This is a genomic window from Pseudomonas sp. A25(2017), from assembly GCF_002001065.1.
Classification (GTDB): domain Bacteria; phylum Pseudomonadota; class Gammaproteobacteria; order Pseudomonadales; family Pseudomonadaceae; genus Aquipseudomonas; species Aquipseudomonas kilonensis.
In genome coordinates this window covers 68,204-91,122 of sequence record NZ_MUOA01000073.1, presented here as the reverse complement: position 1 = coordinate 91,122, position 22,919 = coordinate 68,204, and the positions used below count along the sequence as shown (strand labels likewise).

Here is a 22,919-nt window from a genome sequence, read left to right as displayed (position 1 = left end):
CTCACGCGGGGCTGGCGACATTGCCAATGTCTAAAAATAAATTTCCTTTTATATCAATATGTTAATTCGTAATCGATAAATTTTTCAAAATTTATCTTGCGCGCAAATTATTCATCCGTTAACTTTATCGCAACTGGTTAGCGCGCAAATATTTAGCGCAAACCAATCTCGATCAAACCCATCAGCAATAGAGGAAACACCATGAACGTTCTCTACACCGCAGTCGCAACCTCCACCGGTGGCCGTGATGGCCGTGCTGTTTCCAGCGACAAGATTCTCGACGTGAAACTGGCCACTCCAAAAGCCTTGGGCGGTGCCGGTGGTGAAGCCACCAACCCTGAGCAGTTGTTCGCTGCCGGCTACTCCGCCTGCTTCATTGGCGCATTGAAGTTTGTCGCCAGCCAAAGCAAACGCAGCATTCCTGCTGACGCTTCGATCACGGCACATGTCGGTATCGGCCAGATCCCTGGCGGTTTTGGCCTGGACATCGACCTGCACATCAACCTGCCAGGTCTGGATCAAGCCGATGCTCAAGCGCTGGTCGACGCCGCTCACCAGGTTTGCCCGTACTCCAACGCGACACGCGGCAACGTCGACGTCCGTTTGCACGTCACCGTCTAACTCACTTCATCTACGAATAAAAAGGATCAGGACATGAAAACGCTCAACAAAACTCTCATCGGCTCGCTTCTGGCACTGTCCCTCGGCAATGCGTTCGCGACTTCCTTCGTTCAACCTACGTTCGCTGAGGGTGGTTCGGATCGCCTGATCGAAAGCCGTGTGGCCGAAGGCGGCTCCGATCGACTCATCGAAAACCGCGTAGCTGAAGGCGGCTCGGATCGCCTGATGGAAAACCGCGTGACCGAAGGCGGCTCGGATCGCCTGATGGAAAACCGCATCGCTGAAGGTGGCTCGGATCGGCTGCAAAACAGAGTGAGCTGAACAATCCCTTCACCGCTCCGAAAACCGGTCGAATCAACCCATGTTGCTTCCAAAAGAAAAAACGCCGCTTATCTCTCATGAGGAAGCGGCGTTTTTTTGCAACATGTCCCAGGATCCTAAACGATGCTATCCACCACCCCACCATCAACACGAAGCGCCGCTCCGGTGGTGGCCGAGGCCTGTTCCGAGCTGGCGTAGATGATCATGTTGGCGACTTCCTCGACGCGTGCCGCGCGCTGGATGATCGAGGTGCTGCGGTGCTGGTTGACGAAATCTGCCGCGACCTTTTCCAGGCTGTCCCCGGTGCGCTCGACGTCTGCCTGCAGCATCTGGGCAACGCCTTCGGAAAGCGTCGGCCCAGGCAGCACCGAGTTCACCGTCACGCCGGTGCCGGCGAGGCGTTTGGCCAGGCCGCGAGCGATTGAGAGTTGGGCGGTTTTGGTGAAGCCGTAGTGGATCATGTCGGCGGGAATGTTCACGCCCGATTCCGACGAGACAAACACAATCCGCCCCCAGCCGCGCTCGACCATGCCCGGGGCGTAGGCCCTGGAAACACGCACGCCGGACATCACGTTGGTTTCGAAGAAGCGCTGCCATTCGCTGTCCGGCGTTTCGAAGAAGTCTTCCAGTTTGAAAATGCCCAGGTTGTTGATGACGATATCGAAGCGTGGGTATTTGGCGATCAGTGCCTGGCAGCCCGGCGCGTTGCTGAGATCGCCCACAAAGCCGTCGGCCCTTGAGGCGAGGTCGCCCAAGCGTTGCAACGCGTCCTCCACGCTGCTCTCGCTGCGACCGTTGATGACCACGTGGGCGCCGGATTCGAGGAAGCCTTTGGCTGTGGCAAAACCGATACCGCTGGTGGAGCCGGTGACTAAGACGTGGCGTCCGGTGAAGTCGATTTTCATGGCAGGGACTCCTTGATTAATGGACCTGGGGGACTGTGCGATATTCCTGGCTGGACGGTGGTTCGGCGGGTTTAGGGGGCGGTTGTCGAGGGGCTGGAATGGTCATTCACCCAGCGTTTTCGATATCGCAGGGGGGTAATCATGGACGCGGTTGAGGGTTTTCGCCTCTTTGTGAGCATTGCTGAGACAGATGGTCTGAAAATACTAATCGCCAGGCTTGACGCGCCCACTTAATTTCCAGATGCTGTAGTAGTCAAGTATCTGGAAGGCAGGCGTTGAAATGAATTCTGTGCATATTGTTTTTGGTCCTCTTGGCGCGGGCAAGTCGACGCTAGCTCGAAAGCTGAGCGCCAAATTGACCGGCGTCCGCTTCTCTATCGATGAATGGATGTTCAGGCTTTATGGCCCAGATTTACCCCAGCCTATGAACTTGGCGTGGGTTTTAACGCGCGTACAGCGGTGTGAGGCGCAGATGTGGGAGATGTGTTTACAGGTCCTGGATTCGGGTCGCGACGTTGTGCTTGATCAAGGCTTCATGACCGAAGCTGATCGCACGCGAGTTCGTCTGTTGGCCGGCCAATCCGGATATCAGGTGTCCAGCTATTTCATCTACGCAGATCTCCAACTGCGGCGCGAGCGGGTCATGCGCCGGAACACTGAAAAAGGAGAGACCTATGCCTTTGAGGTGACGGGTCCCATGTTCGATGCCATGGAGGCGCGATTTGAACGTCCCTCCCCAAAAGAGCTGGAGCAGTGCTGCCATGTCTGACAACAAACCTAATTCAGATGCCGCCAACGGCTCAATGCTTGATCTATGTATTCGCCTGTCACGCGCATACACCTCGGCATCGCGGCGCGTTGACGCCAAGCTCTCCGCCGTTCATGGCCTGAGCTTCAGCGACTTCATGATCCTGTATCACCTAAAACATGCGCACAACTCGCGACTGCGGCGCGCTGATCTGGCTGAGTGCATGGGGCTGACTGCATCGGCAGTCACCAAATCCCTGCTACCACTTGAAAAAATAGGCTTGGTTTCTCGCCAAAGCGACCCACGAGATGCGCGTGTGGGATACGCCTGTTTAACCCCAACTGGCTATCAAGTTTTTGCCGATGCAGAGGTCTCTGCCGAGATCGCTTGCCAGGGCGTCTACGAGGCGTTGCTGGGGGAGTGGAGCAAGCGCGATTAGTTGTTTGTGGGTGGGGAGAAGGGTGGCGGTGGGGGAATAAACAGAGCGTTGTGTTGCCCTGGGACTCGGAGCAGGACTTACTTCTGCTCAGCGGATAGGCGTAGTAAAGCGGTTGATGCGGTTTGTCTGTAGGAATGATGGGGGCTGCTTCAGCCCAGCGGGAGCAAGCTCCCTCGCCACAATGGATGACCTCGCCCCATTTTGCTTAGTTGAACCGACATGGAGAGGGAGGCTTGTTTGCGTTCAATCAGCTATCAGGAAGCCGACCACACCGCCAGCTCATAGCCATCCGGATCGATAAAGTGGAAACGTCGGCCACCCGGGAACGCGAACACTTCACGGCTGATGGTCGCTCCTGTGGCCTTGAGCCTGAGTTGGGTGGCCTCAAGGTCATCCGCGTACAAGATGATCAACGGGCCGCCCGGGCGCACCGGTTCACCGGTCGTGAAGCCACCGGTCAGGCGACCGTCGCTGAATTCGGTATAGGTCGGGCCGTAGTCGACGAAGCTCCAGCCGAATACACCACCATAGAAGGCTTTGCTTCGGGCGATGTCGTTGACATTGAACTCGATGTTATCGATCTGGCGGTCTTTACCTCGAATGCCCATTGTCGCTTCCTTGGCTGATTTTGGAATAGGCGAGCTTAGGCCATTCAATCCTCAATGCGCTTGGAAAAATCGATCCGGACGGCAGGGGGCGAGGGCGGAGGACGCCTCGTTGTCGATGATTTCTTCAGCGGCAAGCCGACCCACAATCGCCGCCAGGGTAACGCCGGGGTGCATGACGCACACGTATACGCCGCCAACCTGCGGAAGATAACCAATGATGGGGATGTCATCGGCAGGCATTGGTCTGTATCCGACACGAGCCGATTGCAGATCCAGGGAGACAACGCCGTGGAGTTCGCTTTTGATGGCGTTGGCGGTGCGCAGCGCGATCTCCGATGGTTGGTTTTCCAAGGCGTCGTCCAGGTAGTCTTCGGCCGCCAACAACGCCCCCTCCGGGGTTTGCCTCACTTCCATTTCAGGGCTGGAGATGAGGGTGCGCACCAGGTTGGGTGGCGAGCTGTAGCGGATGAAAATTGCCGGGGAGGCGTCTATGGGCAGGCAGACTTCAAGCAGGTTGGTCAGCTTCGTGATGCCTGTACCGGCTGCCAATACGACGATATCGGCTTCGATGACGCCCGCGGCGGTTTCAACGCCCCGCACACTGGACCCCTGAGTTTTAAAACCGAGAACCGGCGTTTGAGTGAGCACTTTCGCGCCATTCGCTTGAGCACCGGCGATCAGCGCATGGGTTGCTGCTACGGCGTCCAGTGCTCCTTCATCGGCTGCATACGAAGCCTGTTGAGGAGGGCTCTTGAGGTTTGGCTCAAGTTCACGGATCTGTGATTGGGATATTCGGCTTGCCGACGCTTTTGAACTCGGGCCGTAAGATAGGGCGCCAGTCCATTGGATTTTCAGGTCGGGCAGCTGTGTTTCGAGTCGGCGGTATTCCTGGATGGCAGCACCGCGCAATGGCGCAATGGGATCGGGTTCGCCATGGGAGGTGTTGATCCAGGCGAATGAGCTGCCGGTCACGCCTGACGCGATGCCTTCGGCCTCGACTACCGTGACTTTCGCGCCTTGGGTCGCCAGATGGTAGGCCAGGGATGCGCCTACGATGCCGGCACCGATGACGATGACGCGTTTGCCTGGAGCGCTATCCATTCGGCCTCCGTTGGGTTTGCCTGGGGGAATACGTTAGCCCGGTCGGGGCTGCTGCGCAGCCCAGCGGGAGCAAGCTCCCTCGCCACTGGAGGGTCGGGTCAGTTAGTTAGGCGGCGGCTGTCAGGGCGCTATCGCGAGCAAGCTCGCTCCCACAGGGGTTGGGGATGGATGCGATGTCTGTGAGCAAACCCGAAAAAACTGTGGGAGCTGAGCTTGCTCGCGATAACGGTGGATCTGCCTGCATCGATGTTGAATGTGCCGCCGCCATCGCGAGCAAGCTCGGCTCCCACAGGGATTGGGGATGGATGCGATGTCTGTGAGCAAACCCGAAAAAACTGTGGGAGCTGAGCTTGCTCGCGATAACGGTGGATCTGCTTGCATCGATGTTGAATGTGCCGCCGCCATCGCGAGCAAGCTCGGCTCCCACAGGGATTGGGGATGGATGCGATGTCTGTGAGCAAACCCGAAAAAACTGTGGGAGCTGAGCTTGCTCGCGATGGCGGTGGGTCTGCTTGCATCGATGTTGAATGTGCCGCCGCCATCGCGAGCAAGCTCGGCCACAGGGGTTGGGGATGGATGCGATGTCTGTGAACAGACCCGAAAAAACTGTGGGAGCTGAGCTTGCTCGCGATGGCGGTGGATCTGCTTGCATCGATGTTGAATGTGTCGCCGCCATCGCGAGCAAGCTCGGCTCACACAGGGGTTGGGGATGGATGCGATGTCTGTGAGCAAACCCGAAAAAAACTGTGGGAGCTGAGCTTGCTCGCGATAGCGGTGGGCCTGCTTGCATCGATGTTGAATGTGCCGCCGCCATCGCGAGCAGGCTCGGCTCCCACAGGGATTGGGGATGGCAACAGGCCTTCAGTACCACCGTGCCTCACCCGGCGGGCGTTTCTTGAAGCGTTTCATGCTCCACATGTATTGGCTCGGGTAGGCCCGCACGTAGCGTTCCACCACTTGGCTCATGGCGGCGCACGAAGTTTCGGTGTCGGTGCTGTACATCGCCTCCGGGGCGGCTTCGAGGATGACTTTGTAGCCCGAGCCGTCCGGCAGGCGCAGGGCGTGGAGGAAGACGCCAACCGCTTTGCCGCCAGCGAGCATGTTGGGTACGAACTTGCTGGTCAGGGCCTGGGTGGCGAAGAAGGGCACAAAGATGCCGGCGGATTCAGACGGCTCCGGGTCGGCGGGGATGCCCACCTGGCCGCCTTTGCGCACTTCCTTGATGACGCTGAGGATGCCTTCCTTGGTCGACGCCGCGACTTTATTGCCCAACTGCACGCGTTGCTTTTGCAGCAATTCATCCACCGCCTTGAGCTTGGGCGGACGGTAGAAAATGATCGGTTTGCACTGGCTGCAATAGAAGTGGTTGAGCACTTCCCAGTTGCCCAGGTGGCTGGTGATGCCCACCACGCCTTTGCCGGAGGCCAGCGCTTCTTTCAGCACCTCCAGGCCTTCGACTTCGCGCACCAGCTCGATGGAGCGTTGGGCCGGCCAGATCCAGGCACAGGCGCTTTCGGTCAGGGATTTGCCGATGTCCTTGAGACTCTGGCCCACCAGGCGTTCGCGCTCGGCCGGGTCCATCTCGGGAAAACATTTGGCGAGGTTGATCCGCACCACGTCGCGGGAACGGTTGGGAAATTTCCACATGAGCCAGCCAATGGCCGAGCCCACCGCCTGCACCGCGCCCCAGGGCAGCAGCGCAAACAACCGCAGAGCGCCAACCAGCAAGGCGCCTTTCAACTTATCCACAGGTCACTCCTGAATGTATGGGCCGTGTTGCGAGCCGGCTATTCTAACCGCCGTTTACCAACTCGGCGTAGCGGTCGCAGTCTAGGGTGTGGTCCATGACCATGCCCGAGGCCTGCATCAAGGCATAGCAAATGGTCGGGCCGACGAAGGTGAACCCGGCTTTTTTCAAGCCTTTGCTCATCGCCAGTGCCTCGGGCGTGATGGCCGGCACTTCGGTGCGGTCCTTGAAATGATTGATGATGGGTTTGTCGCCCACGAACGACCAGAGGAACGCCACCGGGTCTTCCAGCGCCAGCCAGGCCTGGGCATTGCGGCGGGCGGCCTTGAGCTTTAGGCGGTTGCGGATGATGCCGGGGTCGAGCATCAGTTCATCGATTTCGGCGTCGCTCATCTGCGCTACCCGCTGCACATCGAAGCCGTACAGCACCTCCCGGTAGCGCTCGCGTTTGCGCAAAACGGTGATCCAGGACAACCCGGCCTGGAACCCTTCGAGCAAAAGCAACTCGAACAAACCCTGCGCATCGCGCAGCGGCGTGCCCCACTCCTGATCGTGATATGCCATGTACAAAGGATCTTCGGAACACCAAAAGCAGCGTGGCATAAGGCTCCAGGGGGCGTGCGCACGAACGAATCGGGTATACTCCCGCTCTTTAAATCGCAGCCCAAGAAACAGGTGAATTTCGTGAGCCAGCCTACGCCAGCCGTGCGTACCTTCCAAGACTTGATCCTCGCCCTCCAGCAATACTGGGCCGAGCAAGGTTGCGTGGTACTTCAGCCCTACGATATGGAAGTAGGCGCCGGCACTTTCCACACCGCCACGTTTCTGCGTGCCATCGGCCCGGAAACCTGGAACGCCGCTTATGTGCAGCCCAGCCGCCGCCCGACTGACGGCCGCTACGGCGAAAACCCGAACCGTCTGCAGCACTACTACCAGTTCCAGGTCGTGCTGAAGCCGAACCCGGAAAACTTCCAGGAGCTGTACCTGGGCTCGCTCAAGCACGTGGGCCTCGACCCGCTGGTTCACGACATTCGCTTCGTCGAAGACAACTGGGAATCGCCAACCCTGGGCGCCTGGGGCCTGGGCTGGGAAGTCTGGCTCAACGGCATGGAGGTGACCCAGTTCACCTACTTCCAGCAGGCGGGCGGCATCGAGTGCTACCCGGTCACCGGCGAAATCACCTACGGCCTGGAACGCCTGGCCATGTACCTGCAGGGTGTGGACTCGGTCTACGACCTGGTGTGGGCCGACGGCCCGTTCGGCAAAGTGACCTACGGCGACGTGTTCCACCAGAACGAAGTGGAACAGTCGACCTACAACTTCGAACACGCCAACGTCGAGAAGCTGTTCGAACTGTTCGATTTCTACGAAAGCGAAGCCAAGCGCCTGATCGAGCTGGACCAGCCGCTGCCGTTGCCGAGCTATGAAATGGTGTTGAAGGCGTCCCATACCTTCAACCTGCTGGATGCACGCCGGGCGATTTCCGTGACCGCGCGCCAGCAATACATCCTGCGTGTACGCACCCTGGCGCGTTCCGTTGCGCAAGCCTACCTGCTGGCCCGTGCCAAGCTGGGCTTCCCGATGGCGACCCCGGACCTGCGTGATGAAGTGTTGGCTAAGCTGGAGGCTGCACAATGAGTGCTCAAGATTTTCTGGTTGAACTGGGCACCGAAGAACTGCCACCCAAAGCCCTGAACACCCTGGCCGATGCGTTCCTGGCCGGTATCGACAAAGGCCTGCAAGCCGCCGGCCTGGGCTACGAAGCCAAACAGGTGTACGCCGCGCCGCGCCGCCTGGCCGTGCTGATCACCGCCCTGGCGACCCAGCAGCCAGACCGCAGCATCAACCTCGACGGCCCGCCACGCCAGGCCGCGTTCGATGCCGACGGCAACCCGACCCAAGCTGCCCTGGGCTTCGCCAAGAAGTGCGGCGTGGACCTGAGCGAAATCGACCAGAGCGGCCCGAAGCTGCGCTACAGCCAGAGCATCAAGGGCAAGCCGACTGCCAGCCTGTTGCCGACCATCGTCGAAGACTCCCTCAATGACTTGCCGATCCCCAAGCGCATGCGCTGGGCCGCGCGCAAGGAAGAGTTCGTGCGTCCGACCCAATGGCTGGTGATGTTGCTCGGTGACCAGGTCATCGATTGCACGATCCTGGCCCAGAAGGCCGGTCGCGATTCCCGCGGTCACCGCTTCCATCATCCACAGAGCGTGCGCATCACCTCGCCGGCCAACTACCTGGCCGACCTGCGTGCCGCCTACGTGCTGGCCGACGCCAACGAGCGCCGCGAGTTGATCAGCAAACGCACCGAAGAGCTGGCCACCCTGCAGGAAGGCACCGCCATCGTGCCGGCCAGCCTGCTGGACGAAGTGACCGCGTTGGTGGAATGGCCGGTGCCGCTGGTGTGCTCGTTCGAGGAACGTTTCCTTGAAGTGCCGCAGGAAGCGCTGATCACCACCATGCAGGACAACCAGAAGTACTTCTGCCTGCTGGACGCCGAAGGCAAGTTGCTGCCGCGCTTCATCACGGTCGCCAACATCGAAAGCAAGGACCCGCAGCAGATCATCGCCGGTAACGAAAAAGTCGTTCGCCCGCGCCTGACCGATGCCGAGTTCTTCTTCAAGCAAGACAAGAAGCAGCCGCTGGAAAGCTTCAACGAGCGCCTGCGCAACGTGGTGTTCCAGGAAAAACTCGGCAGCGTCTACGACAAGGCCGAGCGCGTGTCGAAACTGGCAGCGTTCATCGCCCCACGCATCGGCGGCGACGCCCAGCGCGCGGCCCGTGCCGGCATCCTGTCCAAGTGCGACCTGTCCACCGAAATGGTCGGTGAGTTCCCGGAGATGCAAGGCGTCGCCGGTTACTACTACGCCCTCAACGATGGCGAGCCGCAAGACGTGGCCCTGGCACTGAACGAGCAGTACATGCCCCGCGGTGCCGGCGCCGAACTGCCGACCACCCTGACCGGTGCGGCCGTGGCGATCGCTGACAAGCTCGACACCCTGGTCGGCATCTTCGGTATCGGCATGCTGCCCACCGGCAGCAAAGACCCATATGCCTTGCGTCGTGCGGCGCTGGGCGTGTTGCGGATCCTGATCGACAAGCAGCTGGACCTGGACCTGAACGACGCCGTGGCGTTCGCCGTCAATGCGTTCGGCAGCAAGGTCAAGGCTGCCGGCCTGGCCGATGCGGTGCTGGAGTTCATCTTCGACCGCCTGCGGGCGCGTTATGAAGACGAAGGTGTCGAGGTCGCGACCTACCTGTCGGTGCGTGCCCTGAAACCAGGTTCGGCCCTGGACTTCGACCAGCGTGTACAAGCGGTGCAGGCGTTCCGCAAATTGCCGGAAGCGGCAGCGCTGGCGTCGGTGAACAAGCGCGTGTCGAACCTGCTGAGCAAGGCCGAGCCCTCCGTCAAAGCCGTTGAAGCACGTTACTTTGATAATGCCGCCGAGTTTTCGCTCAACTCGGCGATTCAACAGGCGTATGCGTCGGTGCAACCGCTCATGGAAAAACGCGATTATGCCGAGGCCCTGGCGCGCCTGGCGGCCCTGCGCGAGCCGGTCGATGCGTTCTTTGAAGCCGTGATGGTGAATGCGGACAACGAAGACGTTCGCAAGAATCGTTATGCATTGCTGGCACGCCTGCGCAGCCTGTTCCTCAATATTGCCGATATTTCCGTGCTGGGTTGAGGAGCTGCTGTTGAAACTGCTGATTCTCGATCGGGACGGGGTGATCAATCACGACTCCGACGCTTACATCAAATCGGTGGAGGAGTGGTTGCCACTGCCCGGTTCGATCGAAGCCATCGCGCAGTTGAGCAAGGCCGGCTGGACGGTGGCGGTTGCCACCAACCAGTCGGGCATTGCCCGCGGTTACTATGACCTCGCCGTCCTGGACGCCATGCATGAGCGCTTGCGCGCCCTGGTGGCGGAGCAGGGCGGGGAAGTCGGGCTGATCGTCTATTGCCCGCACGGGCCGGACGAAGGTTGCGATTGCCGCAAGCCCAAGCCGGGCATGTTGAAAACCATTGCCGCGCATTACGGCGTGGCGCTGGCGGGTGTGTGGTTCGTCGGCGACAGCCTCGGTGACCTGGAGGCGGCCAAGGCCGTCGATTGTCAGCCAGTTTTGGTAAAGACCGGGAAAGGCGAAAAGACTCTGGGCAAGACCCTACCGGTGGGCACCTTGATTTTTGACGACTTGGCGGCGATTGCCGCTGAACTTATCCACAATTAGAGCTCCCACGACAACCTGATCAAGGATTGTTCGGGAAGCGCTTGAACAGGCGGGCATTGCCCGCAACGGTAAATGCCGCTATGTCGATATTGCAGGCCATCAGAGCCTTTCTCTTTTACCTGCTGTTGGGCACCAGTTCCTTGCTGTGGTGCTCCTTGAGTTTCTTTATCGCGCCTTTCTTGCCGTTCAAGGCGCGCTACCGTTTCATCAATGTGTACTGGTGCCGCTGCGCACTGTGGTTGAGCAAGGTGTTCCTGGGCATCAGCTATGAAGTCAAAGGTGCCGAAAACGTGCCTGACCGGCCCTGCGTGATCCAGTCCAACCACCAGAGTACCTGGGAGACGTTCTTTCTCTCGGCCTATTTCGAGCCATTGAGCCAGGTTCTCAAGCGTGAACTGCTGTTCGTACCGTTCTTTGGCTGGGCCATGGCGATGCTGCGCCCGATCGCCATCGATCGCGACAATCCCAAGGTGGCCCTCAAACAGGTCGCGAAGAAGGGCGACGAACTGCTCAAGGATAACGTTTGGGTGCTGATCTTCCCCGAGGGCACCCGTGTTCCTTATGGAACCGTCGGCAAATTCTCCCGCAGCGGTTCGGCATTGGCCGTGAACGCCGATCTGCCCGTGCTGCCGATTGCACACAATGCCGGCAAATTCTGGCCCAAGGCTGGCTGGATCAGGACACCAGGCGTCATCACTGTGGTGATCGGCGCGCCGATGTATGCCGAAGGCACTGGACCCCGCGCCATCGCCGAGCTCAATGACCGTGTACAAGCCTGGAATGAACAGACACAACGGGAAATGGGCTCGCTGCCTCCGACCCCGACAACACCGGCTGCCACCGACCAGCTCGCTGTTTGAGATCTGTGGATAACCTGTGTACCGTTTTTTCTAAATCCGTTGCTTTTATGCTGTAGGTCTATGTTTTTTATACATATTTCCTAAACACATAAAACCCGCCTTCAGGTGCATAAGTTTTTTATAGCACCAAAAGATCGCAGCCTTCGGCAGCTCCTACAGCCTAAGGCTGCGATCTTTTCAATCTTCCATTAACGGGAAACGCAGGCTGAACGTCGTGCCTTTACCCACCACGCTACGGCACTCGATTTTCCCCTCGTGATGGTCAACCACGGCCTTGACCATCGACAGCCCCAAGCCAATTCCATCGACCCCGTGAGCCGAGGAAAACCGTCGGTACTGACTGAACAGGTCGGGTAGTTCTTCGGCGCTGATGCCTTTGCCCTGGTCGGCGACATTGCAGATCAACCAGCCCGGGGTGCAATGGACCTGCAGCGAAATGCAGGCGTCGGGCGCACTGTACTTGATGGCGTTTTCCAGCAGATTGAACAGGGCACGGGTCAGCAACGGTTGATCCGCCCTCAGCATCGCCTCTTCATCCTCTATTTCATGAATCAACTGGATGCGTTTTGCCTGGGCGATGGGCAGCGCCTGGTCGAGCACATCCAGCACCAGCATGGCGAACAGCGTCGGCTGGAATTGATACGCCTCGGATTCGGCCTTGGCCAATTGCACGAAGCCCTCGGTCAGGTCCAGGGCGCGACGTACCTGGCGCTCGATCTGGTCGAACAGCGGATTATCACCTCCTCCCTGGTACCGCTGCACATCGAGCAGCGCAAGGATCGCCGAGTGCGGGGCGCGCAAATCATGGGAGAGGAAACGCAGCATGACGCTGCGCTGTTCTTCAGCCTCACGTTCGGCACTCAGGTCCGTGAGGCTCAACAACCAGCCAATCGGCGCATCGCCATCAACCGGCAATAACGCCGCCCGTTCCAGACGCAAGCTGCGCTCGCGAATGTCGCGAAACTCCACCAAGGGCAATGTGGATAACCGATGATGCGCCCCATGCTCCAACCCTGGATAACCCAATTGCCCGAGATGCTCCAGCACGTCGCCGCCCGCCAGACCATGGCCGAACAGCTCGCGCGCCTTGCGATTGCCAAGCAACAGTTTGCCCTGGGGATCACTGATCATGGTCGCCACCGGCAGGTACTCCAGGCCGTCGGCAATGAAGCGCCGGGTGTCGCGGGTGCGACTCATGGCTTGTTCCAGGGCCATGATCTGGCCCTGCAAACGGTCGCTGCCGGTGTAGGAGGCGCGGCGACGTTCCGGGAAGACCTTGGGTTCCGCGTCCAGGCGGGCCAGCTCCCAGCCGAAATAGGCCAGCACCACGCTCAGGCGCCGCCAATTCCAGATCAGGTAGCCGAACATGATGCCCAGCACACTTGCCATGGGCGACCACCACCAGCCTCGCGCGCCCAGCACGGCACTGATCAACAGGGCCAGGCTCATGCCGCCCACTGTTGTCCACAGGGCCAGGCGCGGGCGCAACAGCAACAGGCCCAATACACAGGCCACCAGACACACCGACAACAACACAGCGCCTGGATGGTTACCCGTCGATTGGCTGCTCAATGACAGCAAGGCCGTCAGCGGCAACAACAACAAACTTATCCACAACCACTCCCGCACCAACTGACGAAACAACTGCTGGACCTGGGTTGGCTCACGACTTTCACGGCGACGCTGGTTACTCATAGGCCTCCTGGCCAACCTCAAGGACTGGGGATTTCTTTACGGGCTTGCAAAGCCCATGACTATAACGGGACTCGATGGGTGATGCGCTGCTGCCTTTCCCTCTGTGCCGCGAGCCGGTATTGTCGCAGCCAGCGACAGGACAATGACAACGAATCAGCCACCGGCTGCGTTTCATTGCCACCTGAAGATGTCCGTTACTCTCGAGATCAAGGAATCGCATTCCATGCGTGTCGCCATACTGGACGATGAACCGGCCGAGCTGCGCCGGGTAGAACAGACCCTGCAACAAATCCCCGGCAGGGGCGAGCAAGCCTGGACCCTGCACAGCTTTGAGCGAGGCGAGGACTTGTTGCGGCAACTGCGCCGGGAAACCTTCGACCTGTTGATCCTCGACTGGCAACTGCCGGACATCAGCGGGCTTTCATTGCTGCGCTGGACCCGCGAGCACATGGATTCGCCACCGGCCGCCATCATGCTGACCAGCCGCGACGGCGAGCACGACATCGTCCAGGCCCTCAACGCCGGTGCCGACGACTATGTGAGCAAACCCTTTCGGCCCAACGAGCTCAAGGCCCGGGTCACCGCTGTGCTGCGCCGTCACAACCTGCAACGCGCGCCCGCCAGCGACGTGCTGGTGTTCAACGACCTGGCGTTCGACGACGCCGAGCTGACCATTACCCGCGCCGGCATACCCATCAGCCTGACCGAGCGAGAATACCGCCTGGCCCGGTGCCTGTTCGCCAACCTGGGCCGGCCACTGTCTCGGGAGTATTTCTACGAACGCTTCTGGACCCACGAGGAAATGACCTCGTCCCGCCCGCTCGATACCCACATCTATCGCCTGCGCAACAAGCTCGGGCTGACGGCGGATCGGGGTTGGCAATTACTGACGATTTATGGGTATGGGTATCGGTTGGAGAATGTGGCGGCGGGAAGTGAGGCGTCTGTCGCGAGTTAGGTATTTGATTACATCCGTGGCGAGGGGATTTATCCCCTCGCCACAATGGATATCAGCCGATCGTCTGTACCAGGCTTCCTGCCTTTGCGATCCGGCGGCGCTGTATCAGCAATCCGGACACCACCACCAAAACACTCAGCAGCCCCGTCGCCAGGATCTCTACACGATGGGCTTCCTGGAACAGCATGATGGTCAAGGCCCCGACGATGAAGACAATCACCGCGTAAGTCAGGCCGGGGAACAGCCACATGCTGAAGGCGACTTTTTCACCACGCGCCATGCGTTGCTTGCGCATGCGCAGCTGCGAAACCGCGATGACCAGATACACCAGCAATGCAATGGCACCGGAGCTGGCCAGCAGGAAATCAAACACCGCAGCCGGCGCCACGTAGTTGGCGAATACCGCCAAAAAGGCCGCACCGGTCGACAGCATCACCGCCCAGTAAGGTGTACCGCTCTTGTTGGTGCGCTGGGAAACGGCCGGCGCATCACCACGCTTGCCCAACGAGAACATCATCCGTGAAGCCGTATACAGCGCCGAGTTCAGGCAGCTCGTGACCGCTACCAGGACGACGATATCGACGATCAGTTTGGCATTGGGGATGCCCATGCGCTCCAGCACCGTCTGGTAGGAACCGACGCTGGCCAGGAGCGGATCGTTCCACGGCACCAGGGCGACAACGATGAAGATGGACACAAGATAGAACAAGCCAATCCGCCAAATGACCGAGTTGGTCGCCTTGGAAATCTGCTGGCCAGGGTTCTTCGATTCGGCCGCCGCGATGGTCACGATCTCGGTGCCCATGAACGAAAACATGGTGGTCAGGATTGCCCCCAACACCGCGCCCATACCGTTGGGCAGGAAGCCCTAGGTGTCGAACAGGTGTGAAACACCGCTGACCTGGCTGGTGGGCAGCACGCCGAAGATCGCCATCACACCCAGGCCAATGAAGCCGATGATCGCCACCACCTTGACCAGGGCGAACCAGAATTCAAATTCCCCGTAATTCTTCACGCTGAACAGGTTGGTGACCGTCAACAGCAGGGTAATGACCAGCGTGAAGGCCCAGATTGCAACGTCCGGGAACCACGCATGAAGAATCGTTGCGGCAGCGTTGGCCTCCAGCGGAATCACCAGAACCCAGAACCACCAGTAGAGCCAGCCGATGGTGAAACCGGCCCAATGCCCAATCGCACGATCAGCATACGTCGAGAAGGAGCCAGTGTCCGGCGACGCCACCGCCATTTCGCCCAGCATCCGCATCACCAGCACCACCAGGGCACCCGCGGCAGCGTAAGCCAGCAGCACGGCTGGACCGGCCGCGGCGATAGCGTGGCCGGAGCCAACGAAAAGGCCAGCGCCGATGACGCCGGCGATGGATAGCATCGTCACATGCCGGGGTTTGAGCCCTTGCTCCAGATGATTGGAAGTTTGCGTACCGCTCATTGAGACTACCCTTGGTATTGGATTTATTCGTGTCACCTCGTACCCATCGCTCCCCTGTCAATTTAAAGAAACGATGTGTAATTTATTTAACACGCAAGTTCTGCGCCAGAAAATCTGAGGCCCCGTTATCCGGGGCTCTCACCCCGTACCTAACCCATTGAGCGTGAAGGCTTTGTGCCAAGGTGTTACCGAGTTACCCCCGTTTTTACCCACAGGCCTGAAAAAGGGTGCACGTTTTTAAAGCGTAAAAAAAAGCCAACGCATAAGCGTTGGCTTTTTTGGAGCGGTGCCGCTGAAGGGATCAGAAATCCAGGTTGGATACCGCCAACGCATTGCTCTCGATGAAGTCACGACGAGGCTCGACCGCATCACCCATCAGGGTGTTGAAGATCTGGTCCGCGCCAATGGCGTCTTCGATGGTGACTTTCAGCATCCGGCGCGAGCTTGGGTCCATGGTGGTTTCCCACAGCTGATCCGGGTTCATCTCACCCAGACCTTTGTATCGCTGGATGGTGTGGCGCTTGGTGCTTTCGGCCATCAGCCATTCAAGGGCTTCCTTGAACTCGGTCACGGCTTTCTTGCGTTCGCCACGTTGGATGTAGGCACCGTCGTCCAGCAGCGTGCTCAGTTGCGCGCCCAGGGATACGACGGTCTTGTAGTCGTTGCTGCCGAAGAAGTCGCGGTTGAAGGTGACATAGTTCGACAGGCCGTGGGAGATCAGCTCGACCTCCGGCAACCAGACGTTACGTTCACGGTCTTCACGCAGGCTGGCTTTGTAGACCAGGCCGGATTTCTCGACAGTGCGCAGGCGTACTTCGTACTGGGCCAGCCAATCCTGCATCGCTGCGTGATCGGACAGTTGCTCCAGGCTCACGGCTGGCAGGTAGATGAAGTGCTCGGTCAGTTCCTGTGGGTACAGGCGCGACAGGCGCTTGAGGGTCTTCATCACCAGGCGGAAGTCGTTGACCAGGCGCTCAAGGGCTTCACCGGAAATGCCTGGGGCATCTTCGTTCAGGTGCAGGCTCGCGTCTTCCAGGGCCGACTGCGTCATGTACTCTTCCATGGCGTCGTCGTCTTTGATGTATTGCTCTTGCTTGCCTTTCTTGACCTTGTACAGCGGCGGCTGGGCGATGTAGATATAGCCGCGCTCGATCAGCTCCGGCAACTGACGGAAGAAGAACGTCAGCAGCAGGGTACGGATGTGCGAACCGTCGACGTCAGCATCGGTCATGATGATGATGTTGTGATAGCGCAGCTTGTCGATGTTGTACTCTTCGCGGCCAATACCGCAGCCCAACGCCGTGATCAAGGTGCCGACTTCCTGGGAGGAAATCATCTTGTCGAAGCGCGCCTTCTCGACGTTGAGGATCTTGCCCTTGAGCGGCAGGATGGCCTGGGTACGGCGGTTGCGGCCCTGCTTGGCGGAACCGCCAGCAGAGTCACCTTCCACCAGGTACAGCTCGGACAGGGCAGGGTCCTTTTCCTGGCAGTCAGCCAGTTTGCCCGGCAGGCCGGCGATGTCCAGCGCGCCTTTGCGGCGGGTCATCTCACGGGCCTTGCGCGCAGCCTCACGGGCACGAGCGGCGTCGATCATCTTGCCGACCACAAGCTTGGCTTCGTTCGGGTTTTCCAGCAGGAAGTCGGAGAAGTACTTGCCCATTTCCTGTTCAACCGCGGTCTTCACTTCGGAAGACACCAACTTGTCCTTGGTCTGGGAGCTGAACTTCGGATCCGGCACCTTCACCGAGATGATCGCGGTCAGGCCTTCACGGGCATCGTCACCGGTGGTGGCGACTTTATGCTTCTTCGCCAGGCCTTCCTGTTCGATGTAGGTGTTCAGGTTGCGGGTCAGCGCCGAACGGAAGCCCACCAGGTGAGTACCGCCGTCGCGCTGCGGGATGTTGTTGGTGAAGCACAACAGGTTCTCATTGAAGCTGTCGTTCCACTGCAGGGCGATTTCCACGCCGATGCCGTCTTCACGCTGGACGTTGAAGTGGAACACCTGGTTGACCGGGGTCTTGTTGGTGTTCAGGTACTCAACGAACGCACGCAGGCCGCCTTCGTACTTGAACAGCTCTTCCTTGCCGCTGCGCTCGTCCTTGAGGACGATGCCGACACCGGAGTTGAGGAAGGACAGTTCACGAATCCGCTTGGCCAGGATGTCCCAGCTGAAGTGGATATTCTTGAAGGTTTCGCTCGAGGCCTTGAAGTGAATCTGGGTGCCGGTGCTTTCGCTGTCACCAACGATCGCCATCGGTGCCTGGGGCACACCGTGGATGTAGGTCTGTTCCCAGATCTTGCCGCTGCGGCGGACGGTCAGGACCAGTTGTTCGGACAGCGCGTTCACTACCGATACACCTACGCCGTGCAGACCGCCGGAGACCTTGTAGGAGTTGTCGTCGAACTTACCGCCTGCGTGGAGGACGGTCATGATGACCTCAGCGGCGGAAACGCCTTCCTCTTTATGCACGTCTACCGGGATGCCACGGCCGTTGTCGCGAACGGTGATGGACTCATCCGGGTGGATGATGATGCTGATGTCGTCGCAATGGCCGGCGAGGGCTTCGTCGATGGAGTTGTCGACCACCTCGAACACCATGTGGTGCAGGCCGCTACCATCGTCGGTGTCACCAATGTACATACCGGGACGTTTGCGTACGGCATCCAGGCCTTTCAGCACTTTAATGCTCGTTGAGTCGTACGTATTTTCTTCGCTCAATGCCTTCACTCCCGATGGTCGTGGGTCTGGGTGATACGGCCCTGTTCCACGTGGAACAGAGCGACTGGCGTTTCCGTCTGCCAGCCTTCCCTCAATAATTCGTGGTCTACACAGGTGATGAACACCTGGCAGCGTAAGTCTTCCAGCAAGCGGCACAGCGCGCGACGGTGGGCTTCGTCCAGCTCGGACGGCAAGTCATCCACCAGATAAATACACTGACCGCGGCGGGCCTGGCTGACCAGATGCCCCTGGGCGATACGCAAGGCACACACCACCAACTTCTGCTGCCCCCGGGACAAGATGTCCGCGGCGTTATGTGCGCCCAATCTGAGGCGCAAGTCAGCGCGTTGTGGTCCGGCCTGGGTATGGCCCATCTGCTGGTCCCGCTGCAGCGAGCCAGCCAACACGGTGCTCAGTTCCCGGTCCTTGTCCCAGCCTCGGTAATAGCTGAGCGTCAGGCCCTCAAGCTCAACCAGTTCGCTCAAGGTCTGCTCGAAGACCGGTTTCAAGGCTTTGATGTAAGCGCGGCGGTATTCATCGATTTCAGCGCTGGCCTGGCACAGTTCCCTGTCCCAAACCGCTTGCGAAACGGCGTCAAGTGTACCATGTCGCAGCCAAGAGTTTCGCTGGCGCAGCGCCTTCTGCAGGCGTTGCCAAGTCGTCATGAAGCGCGGTTCCACGTGGAACACGCCCCAGTCGAGAAATTGCCGGCGAATCTTCGGTGCGCCCTCCAGCAGACGGAAGCTGTCCGGGTTGATCAACTGCAACGGCAGGATCTCCGCCAGCTGTGCCGCGCTGCGGGCGTTCTGCCCATCGATGCGGATCTGGAACTCGCCTTGCCGGTCCCGCGAGATCCCCAGGGCGCTATGGCCGCCTTCAGCCAGTTCCACCTGGCCGAACACCGTGCACGCCAGTTGATCGTACTGGATGACCGGTAACAGGCGGGTGCTGCGAAACGAACGGGCAAGCCCGAGCAGGTGCACGGCTTCCAGGACGCTGGTTTTGCCGCTGCCGTTGGCGCCGTAAAGGATATTGATGCGGGGGGAAGGGGAGAAGGTCACCGGGTGCAGATTGCGCACCGCGGTGACCGAGACGCGACTTAAGGACATCTAGCTTCTGCTGGGCATGGGCATGATTACAGACGCATCGGCATGACAACGTAAGCCGAATCGTCGTTGTCGGACTCTTGCACCAGCGCACTGCTGTTGGAGTCAGACAGGATCAGACGCACTTGCTCGGTGGTCATCACGCCCAACACGTCGAGCAGGTAGCTGACGTTAAAGCCGATTTCCAGGGAGCCGCCGTTGTACTCAACGCCTACTTCTTCTTCCGCCTCTTCCTGCTCCGGGTTGTTCGCCTGGATCTTCAACTGACCATTGGCCAATTGCAGGCGGATGCCACGGTACTTCTCGTTGGACAGGATCGCGGTACGGCTGAACGCTTCGCGCAGCGCCTGGCGATCGCCCAGGACCAGTTTGTCGCCACCTTTTGGCAGCACGCGTTCGTAGTCAGGGAACTTGCCGTCCACCAGCTTCGACGTGAAGGTGAACTCGCCGGTGGTAGCGCGGATGTGGTGCTGGCCCAGTACGATGCTGACGTTGCCGTCCGGCTCGGTCAGCAGACGGGCCAGCTCCAGGATACCTTTGCGCGGCACGATCACCTGGTGGCGATCCGGCTGACCGATATCGGCCTGCATCGAGCACATGGCCAGGCGGTGCCCGTCGGTAGCGACGGCGCGGATGACGCCGGCAGACACTTCCAGGAGCATGCCGTTGAGGTAATACCGCACGTCTTGCTGGGCCATGGCGAAGCTGGTGCGTTCGATCAGGCGACGCAATTTGCTCTGGTCCAGGCTGCAGGTCAGCGAACCCGGGCCTTCTTCAACGGTCGGGAAATCGTTGGCTGGCAGCGTGGACAAGGTGAAACGGCTGCGACCGGCCTTGACCACGAGCTTCTGCTCATCGACCTTGATGTCGATCAGCGCGTCGTTGGGCAGGCTCTTGCAGATATCCATCAGCTTGCGCGCCGGCACGGTGATGGAACCCGGATCGGCCGGTTCTTCAAGTTGCACACGACCGACCAGCTCGACTTCCAGGTCGGTACCGGTCAGCGACAATTGCTGGCCTTCGACAACCAGCAGCACGTTGGAAAGTACCGGCAAGGTCTGGCGGCGTTCGACGACGCCTGCGACCAGTTGCAGGGGTTTCAACAGGGCTTCGCGTTGAATGGTGAAATGCATGGTCTAGTCCCTTGCCTTAATAAGCTGCGCTGGTGGTCATCAAGTGGTCAGTGTACGCAGCAGGTTCTTGTAGTCCTCGCGGATGTCCGCGTCGGATTCCTTAAGTTCGTTGATCTTGCGGCAGGCGTGCAACACCGTGGTGTGGTCGCGTCCGCCAAACACATCGCCGATTTCCGGCAGACTGTGGTTGGTCAGTTCCTTGGACAGGGCCATCGCCACCTGACGCGGACGTGCTACCGAACGCGAACGGCGTTTGGACAGCAGGTCGGAAATCTTGATTTTGTAGTATTCCGCAACGGTTCGCTGAATGTTATCCACAGAAACCAGTTTGTCCTGAAGCGCCAACAGGTCCTTCAAGGATTCGCGAATCAACTCGATGGTGATGTCGCGGCCCATGAAGTGCGAGTGAGCGATCACCCGCTTGAGGGCACCTTCGAGCTCACGCACGTTGGAGCGGATGCGCTGGGCGATGAAGAACGCGGCGTCGTGAGGCAGCTCGACCTTGGCCTGGTCGGCTTTCTTCATCAGGATCGCGACGCGGGTTTCCAGCTCCGGCGGCTCGACGGCCACCGTCAGGCCCCAGCCGAAACGCGATTTGAGGCGTTCTTCAAGGCCTTCGATTTCTTTCGGGTAGCGGTCACTGGTGAGAATGACCTGCTGCCCGCCTTCAAGCAATGCGTTGAAGGTGTGGAAAAACTCTTCCTGGGAACGTTCCTTACGGGCGAAGAACTGAATATCGTCGATCAACAAGGCGTCCACCGAACGGTAGAAACGCTTGAACTCGTTGATCGCGTTCAGTTGCAGCGCCTTGACCATGTCGGCCACGAAACGCTCGGAATGCAGGTACACGACCTTGGCATTCGGGTTCTTCTTTAATAGATGGTTGCCCACCGCATGCATCAAGTGGGTCTTACCCAAGCCGACGCCACCATAAAGGAAGAGTGGGTTGTAGCCATGCTTGGGGTTGTCCGCAACCTGCCAGGCCGCCGCGCGGGCCAGTTGGTTGGATTTACCTTCGACGAAATTCTCGAAGGTGAAGGTCCGGTTCAGGTAGCTGGTGTGCTTGAGCGCACCTTCGACCTGGACGGTGCGCTGTTCGGCACGCACCGGCGCCTGCTGGGAGCTGGCACCGGCCATCGGGTCGAAGCTGTCCCGGGAGGGCTCTTCGCTAACCTCGGCGACCTTTTGTGCGTTGCGTTTGCTCGGGGCGGGCGCGGGTGCCGGGGCAGCATGGTTGTTAACCGGTGCCGTTGCAGTCTGCTGGGCCTGTGACGCTGCGGCGGCCAGCGGCGCGTTGGGTGCGGCGCGCGGTGCCGAGCTGCGCTTGCTGCCTATTAATAAGGACAACGCAGGCGCCATGCCATTGCCATGCTCGTCGAGCAGTTCCATGACCCGGCCCAGGTACTTTTCGTTGACCCAGTCGAGAACGAAACGGTTCGGTGCATAGACACGCAACTCGTCGCCTTCGGCTTCGACCTGTAGTGGACGGATCCAAGTGTTGAATTGTTGGGCAGGCAGCTCATCGCGCAAAAGCTCTACGCACTGCTGCCAAAGTTCCACTGACACGGATATCCCCTAAGTTGAAAGCCGGTGAGGCAAAAACAAGCGGCCATTGTAGCGAGCAGACGGCCACTTATCCACATGCAGCTTGCTGATCGCCCATGATTTATCAATGCGTTAACCGCGAGAAAGACGACAGGCGGTCAGTGGATAAGCTCTGTGGATAACCGGGCCTGAGGTCGTTGCACAAGTGGGGGCGAAAGTCTGTGGGTAACCGCCCTGTGGATAACAGGGCATTCCACACACAGCTTATCCGACAGCGCAGCACAGGCTGACCACTGCTTTCCCGTGTAGTTGTCATTCTCTGTACATGGCGGATTACAAGGCCTGAGCATGGTTATCCACAGCAAGGTGGCTGCCTTGCTTTTATAAGCTTTACAGAAAAGCTTTAAATAATTCCCTTCTTTATTTCTATATCTAGGGCTGGGTGATGAATCCGCCGAAGCGCCCGGATATCTATTTAAAGGAAACGCTGGTTGGAAATTGACCTAGAGGCTTGCTTTCTCTAGAATCCCCGGTCTCTTAAAACGGGGGCCATTCCGGCCCGTTGTGGACGAACCAGGTAACACGACATGAAACGTACTTTCCAACCAAGCACTATCAAACGCGCTCGTACCCACGGTTTCCGTGCTCGCATGGCTACCAAGAACGGTCGTGCCGTCCTGTCGCGTCGTCGCGCCAAAGGTCGTGCGCGTCTGGCAGTTTGATAATCCGGCACTGG

The 22,919-nt window shown here is 59.3% G+C and carries 19 protein-coding genes and 2 pseudogenes; 10 read left to right on the top strand and 11 right to left on the bottom strand.

Annotated elements, in window-relative coordinates; genetic code table 11:
- Positions 1 to 201 precede the first annotated feature (201 nt).
- Positions 202 to 621 carry an organic hydroperoxide resistance protein gene (locus B0E42_RS18250; protein ID WP_003196182.1) on the top strand — a complete coding sequence of 140 codons (420 nt, stop codon included), beginning with the start codon at positions 202 to 204 and terminating at the stop codon, positions 619 to 621.
- Positions 622 to 654: 33 nt separating this feature from the next.
- Positions 655 to 939, top strand: a pseudogene (locus B0E42_RS18245) (hypothetical protein); the annotation flags it as partial.
- 119 nt (positions 940 to 1,058) lie between these two features.
- On the opposite strand, the gene B0E42_RS18240 reads toward B0E42_RS18245, so the two are convergent.
- Entirely contained in the window at positions 1,059 to 1,847 is a 789-nt protein-coding gene (locus tag B0E42_RS18240; protein WP_077506979.1) for an SDR family NAD(P)-dependent oxidoreductase, read from the bottom strand.
- A gap of 280 nt (positions 1,848 to 2,127) precedes the next feature.
- On the opposite strand from B0E42_RS18240, the gene B0E42_RS18235 reads away from it, so the two are divergent.
- Both B0E42_RS18235 and B0E42_RS18230 read left to right on the top strand, forming a co-directional pair.
- Complete coding sequence (locus tag B0E42_RS18235; RefSeq protein WP_077506978.1) at positions 2,128 to 2,616, top strand: ATP-binding protein; 489 nt, start codon at positions 2,128 to 2,130, stop codon at positions 2,614 to 2,616.
- Positions 2,609 to 3,034 (top strand): MarR family winged helix-turn-helix transcriptional regulator, encoded by a 426-nt coding sequence (locus B0E42_RS18230; protein WP_018602820.1) that lies wholly within the window; start codon positions 2,609 to 2,611, stop codon positions 3,032 to 3,034. Before B0E42_RS18235 ends, B0E42_RS18230 begins: the two co-directional genes overlap by 8 nt.
- A 254-nt stretch (positions 3,035 to 3,288) precedes the next feature.
- Here B0E42_RS18230 and B0E42_RS18225 read toward each other — a convergent pair whose 3' ends face one another.
- The 4 genes from B0E42_RS18225 to B0E42_RS18210 form a co-directional block, all read right to left on the bottom strand.
- Complete coding sequence (locus B0E42_RS18225; RefSeq protein ID WP_014335797.1) at positions 3,289 to 3,642, bottom strand: VOC family protein; 354 nt, start codon at positions 3,640 to 3,642, stop codon at positions 3,289 to 3,291.
- A 51-nt stretch (positions 3,643 to 3,693) separates the two neighbouring features.
- Positions 3,694 to 4,743, bottom strand: a complete 1,050-nt coding sequence (locus B0E42_RS18220) for an FAD-binding oxidoreductase (RefSeq protein ID WP_077506977.1) — start codon at positions 4,741 to 4,743, stop codon at positions 3,694 to 3,696.
- A gap of 861 nt (positions 4,744 to 5,604) precedes the next feature.
- Positions 5,605 to 6,492 carry a lysophospholipid acyltransferase gene (locus B0E42_RS18215; protein ID WP_014335795.1) on the bottom strand — a complete coding sequence of 296 codons (888 nt, stop codon included), beginning with the start codon at positions 6,490 to 6,492 and terminating at the stop codon, positions 5,605 to 5,607.
- A 43-nt stretch (positions 6,493 to 6,535) separates the two neighbouring features.
- Positions 6,536 to 7,093 carry a DNA-3-methyladenine glycosylase I gene (locus tag B0E42_RS18210; RefSeq protein ID WP_024616794.1) on the bottom strand — a complete coding sequence of 186 codons (558 nt, stop codon included), beginning with the start codon at positions 7,091 to 7,093 and terminating at the stop codon, positions 6,536 to 6,538.
- 81 nt (positions 7,094 to 7,174) lie between these two features.
- On the opposite strand from B0E42_RS18210, the gene glyQ reads away from it, so the two are divergent.
- From glyQ to B0E42_RS18190, 4 genes are all read left to right on the top strand, one after another.
- The gene (gene glyQ / locus B0E42_RS18205; RefSeq protein ID WP_003177094.1) at positions 7,175 to 8,128 is read left to right on the top strand and encodes a glycine--tRNA ligase subunit alpha; all 954 of its coding nucleotides are present in this window, start codon (positions 7,175 to 7,177) and stop codon (positions 8,126 to 8,128) included.
- Positions 8,125 to 10,176 (top strand): glycine--tRNA ligase subunit beta, encoded by a 2,052-nt coding sequence (glyS, locus tag B0E42_RS18200; protein ID WP_024616795.1) that lies wholly within the window; start codon positions 8,125 to 8,127, stop codon positions 10,174 to 10,176. Before glyQ ends, glyS begins: the two co-directional genes overlap by 4 nt.
- Before the next feature lie 4 nt (positions 10,177 to 10,180).
- Positions 10,181 to 10,720 (top strand): D-glycero-beta-D-manno-heptose 1,7-bisphosphate 7-phosphatase, encoded by a 540-nt coding sequence (gmhB, locus tag B0E42_RS18195; protein ID WP_162843747.1) that lies wholly within the window; start codon positions 10,181 to 10,183, stop codon positions 10,718 to 10,720.
- 80 nt (positions 10,721 to 10,800) lie between these two features.
- Positions 10,801 to 11,580, top strand: coding sequence for a 1-acyl-sn-glycerol-3-phosphate acyltransferase (locus B0E42_RS18190; protein ID WP_024616797.1), 780 nt, complete (start codon positions 10,801 to 10,803; stop codon positions 11,578 to 11,580).
- 177 nt (positions 11,581 to 11,757) lie between these two features.
- Here B0E42_RS18190 and B0E42_RS18185 read toward each other — a convergent pair whose 3' ends face one another.
- Positions 11,758 to 13,275 carry a PAS domain-containing sensor histidine kinase gene (locus B0E42_RS18185; RefSeq protein ID WP_077506976.1) on the bottom strand — a complete coding sequence of 506 codons (1,518 nt, stop codon included), beginning with the start codon at positions 13,273 to 13,275 and terminating at the stop codon, positions 11,758 to 11,760.
- 223 nt (positions 13,276 to 13,498) lie between these two features.
- Between B0E42_RS18185 and B0E42_RS18180 the strand changes: the two genes are divergently transcribed.
- Complete coding sequence (locus B0E42_RS18180; protein WP_018613718.1) at positions 13,499 to 14,233, top strand: response regulator transcription factor; 735 nt, start codon at positions 13,499 to 13,501, stop codon at positions 14,231 to 14,233.
- 52 nt (positions 14,234 to 14,285) lie between these two features.
- Here the strand turns inward: B0E42_RS18180 and gabP are convergent.
- From gabP to dnaA, 5 genes and pseudogenes are all read right to left on the bottom strand, one after another.
- Positions 14,286 to 15,680: pseudogene (gene gabP, locus B0E42_RS18175) on the bottom strand (GABA permease).
- Between the two features lie 301 nt (positions 15,681 to 15,981).
- Positions 15,982 to 18,399 (bottom strand): DNA topoisomerase (ATP-hydrolyzing) subunit B, encoded by a 2,418-nt coding sequence (gene gyrB / locus B0E42_RS18170; protein WP_018613723.1) that lies wholly within the window; start codon positions 18,397 to 18,399, stop codon positions 15,982 to 15,984.
- 5 nt (positions 18,400 to 18,404) lie between these two features.
- Entirely contained in the window at positions 18,405 to 19,508 is a 1,104-nt protein-coding gene (gene recF / locus B0E42_RS18165) for a DNA replication/repair protein RecF (RefSeq protein WP_003196148.1), read from the bottom strand.
- 26 nt (positions 19,509 to 19,534) lie between these two features.
- Complete coding sequence (gene dnaN / locus B0E42_RS18160; RefSeq protein WP_003196145.1) at positions 19,535 to 20,638, bottom strand: DNA polymerase III subunit beta; 1,104 nt, start codon at positions 20,636 to 20,638, stop codon at positions 19,535 to 19,537.
- A gap of 39 nt (positions 20,639 to 20,677) precedes the next feature.
- Entirely contained in the window at positions 20,678 to 22,204 is a 1,527-nt protein-coding gene (dnaA, locus tag B0E42_RS18155) for a chromosomal replication initiator protein DnaA (protein ID WP_024616799.1), read from the bottom strand.
- A gap of 566 nt (positions 22,205 to 22,770) precedes the next feature.
- Here dnaA and rpmH point away from each other — a divergent pair.
- On the top strand, positions 22,771 to 22,905 hold the full coding sequence (gene rpmH, locus B0E42_RS18150; protein ID WP_003213577.1) for a 50S ribosomal protein L34: 135 nt from the start codon (positions 22,771 to 22,773) through the stop codon (positions 22,903 to 22,905).
- The last annotated feature ends 14 nt before the right edge of the window (positions 22,906 to 22,919 follow it).

Excerpts from the sequence above, each read along its gene's own strand:
- glyS (WP_024616795.1), top strand. The coding sequence starts at position 8,125 with ATGAGTGCTCAAGATTTTCTGGTTGAACTGGGCACCGAAGAACTGCCA.
- dnaN (WP_003196145.1), bottom strand. The coding sequence starts at position 20,638 with ATGCATTTCACCATTCAACGCGAAGCCCTGTTGAAACCCCTGCAACTG.
- B0E42_RS18230 (WP_018602820.1), top strand. The coding sequence starts at position 2,609 with ATGTCTGACAACAAACCTAATTCAGATGCCGCCAACGGCTCAATGCTT.
- B0E42_RS18250 (WP_003196182.1), top strand. The coding sequence starts at position 202 with ATGAACGTTCTCTACACCGCAGTCGCAACCTCCACCGGTGGCCGTGAT.
- B0E42_RS18210 (WP_024616794.1), bottom strand. The coding sequence starts at position 7,093 with ATGCCACGCTGCTTTTGGTGTTCCGAAGATCCTTTGTACATGGCATAT.
- B0E42_RS18180 (WP_018613718.1), top strand. The coding sequence starts at position 13,499 with ATGCGTGTCGCCATACTGGACGATGAACCGGCCGAGCTGCGCCGGGTA.
- B0E42_RS18225 (WP_014335797.1), bottom strand. The coding sequence starts at position 3,642 with ATGGGCATTCGAGGTAAAGACCGCCAGATCGATAACATCGAGTTCAAT.
- B0E42_RS18220 (WP_077506977.1), bottom strand. The coding sequence starts at position 4,743 with ATGGATAGCGCTCCAGGCAAACGCGTCATCGTCATCGGTGCCGGCATC.
- B0E42_RS18190 (WP_024616797.1), top strand. The coding sequence starts at position 10,801 with ATGTCGATATTGCAGGCCATCAGAGCCTTTCTCTTTTACCTGCTGTTG.
- rpmH (WP_003213577.1), top strand. The coding sequence starts at position 22,771 with ATGAAACGTACTTTCCAACCAAGCACTATCAAACGCGCTCGTACCCAC.
- B0E42_RS18185 (WP_077506976.1), bottom strand. The coding sequence starts at position 13,275 with ATGAGTAACCAGCGTCGCCGTGAAAGTCGTGAGCCAACCCAGGTCCAG.
- B0E42_RS18235 (WP_077506978.1), top strand. The coding sequence starts at position 2,128 with ATGAATTCTGTGCATATTGTTTTTGGTCCTCTTGGCGCGGGCAAGTCG.
- recF (WP_003196148.1), bottom strand. The coding sequence starts at position 19,508 with ATGTCCTTAAGTCGCGTCTCGGTCACCGCGGTGCGCAATCTGCACCCG.
- B0E42_RS18240 (WP_077506979.1), bottom strand. The coding sequence starts at position 1,847 with ATGAAAATCGACTTCACCGGACGCCACGTCTTAGTCACCGGCTCCACC.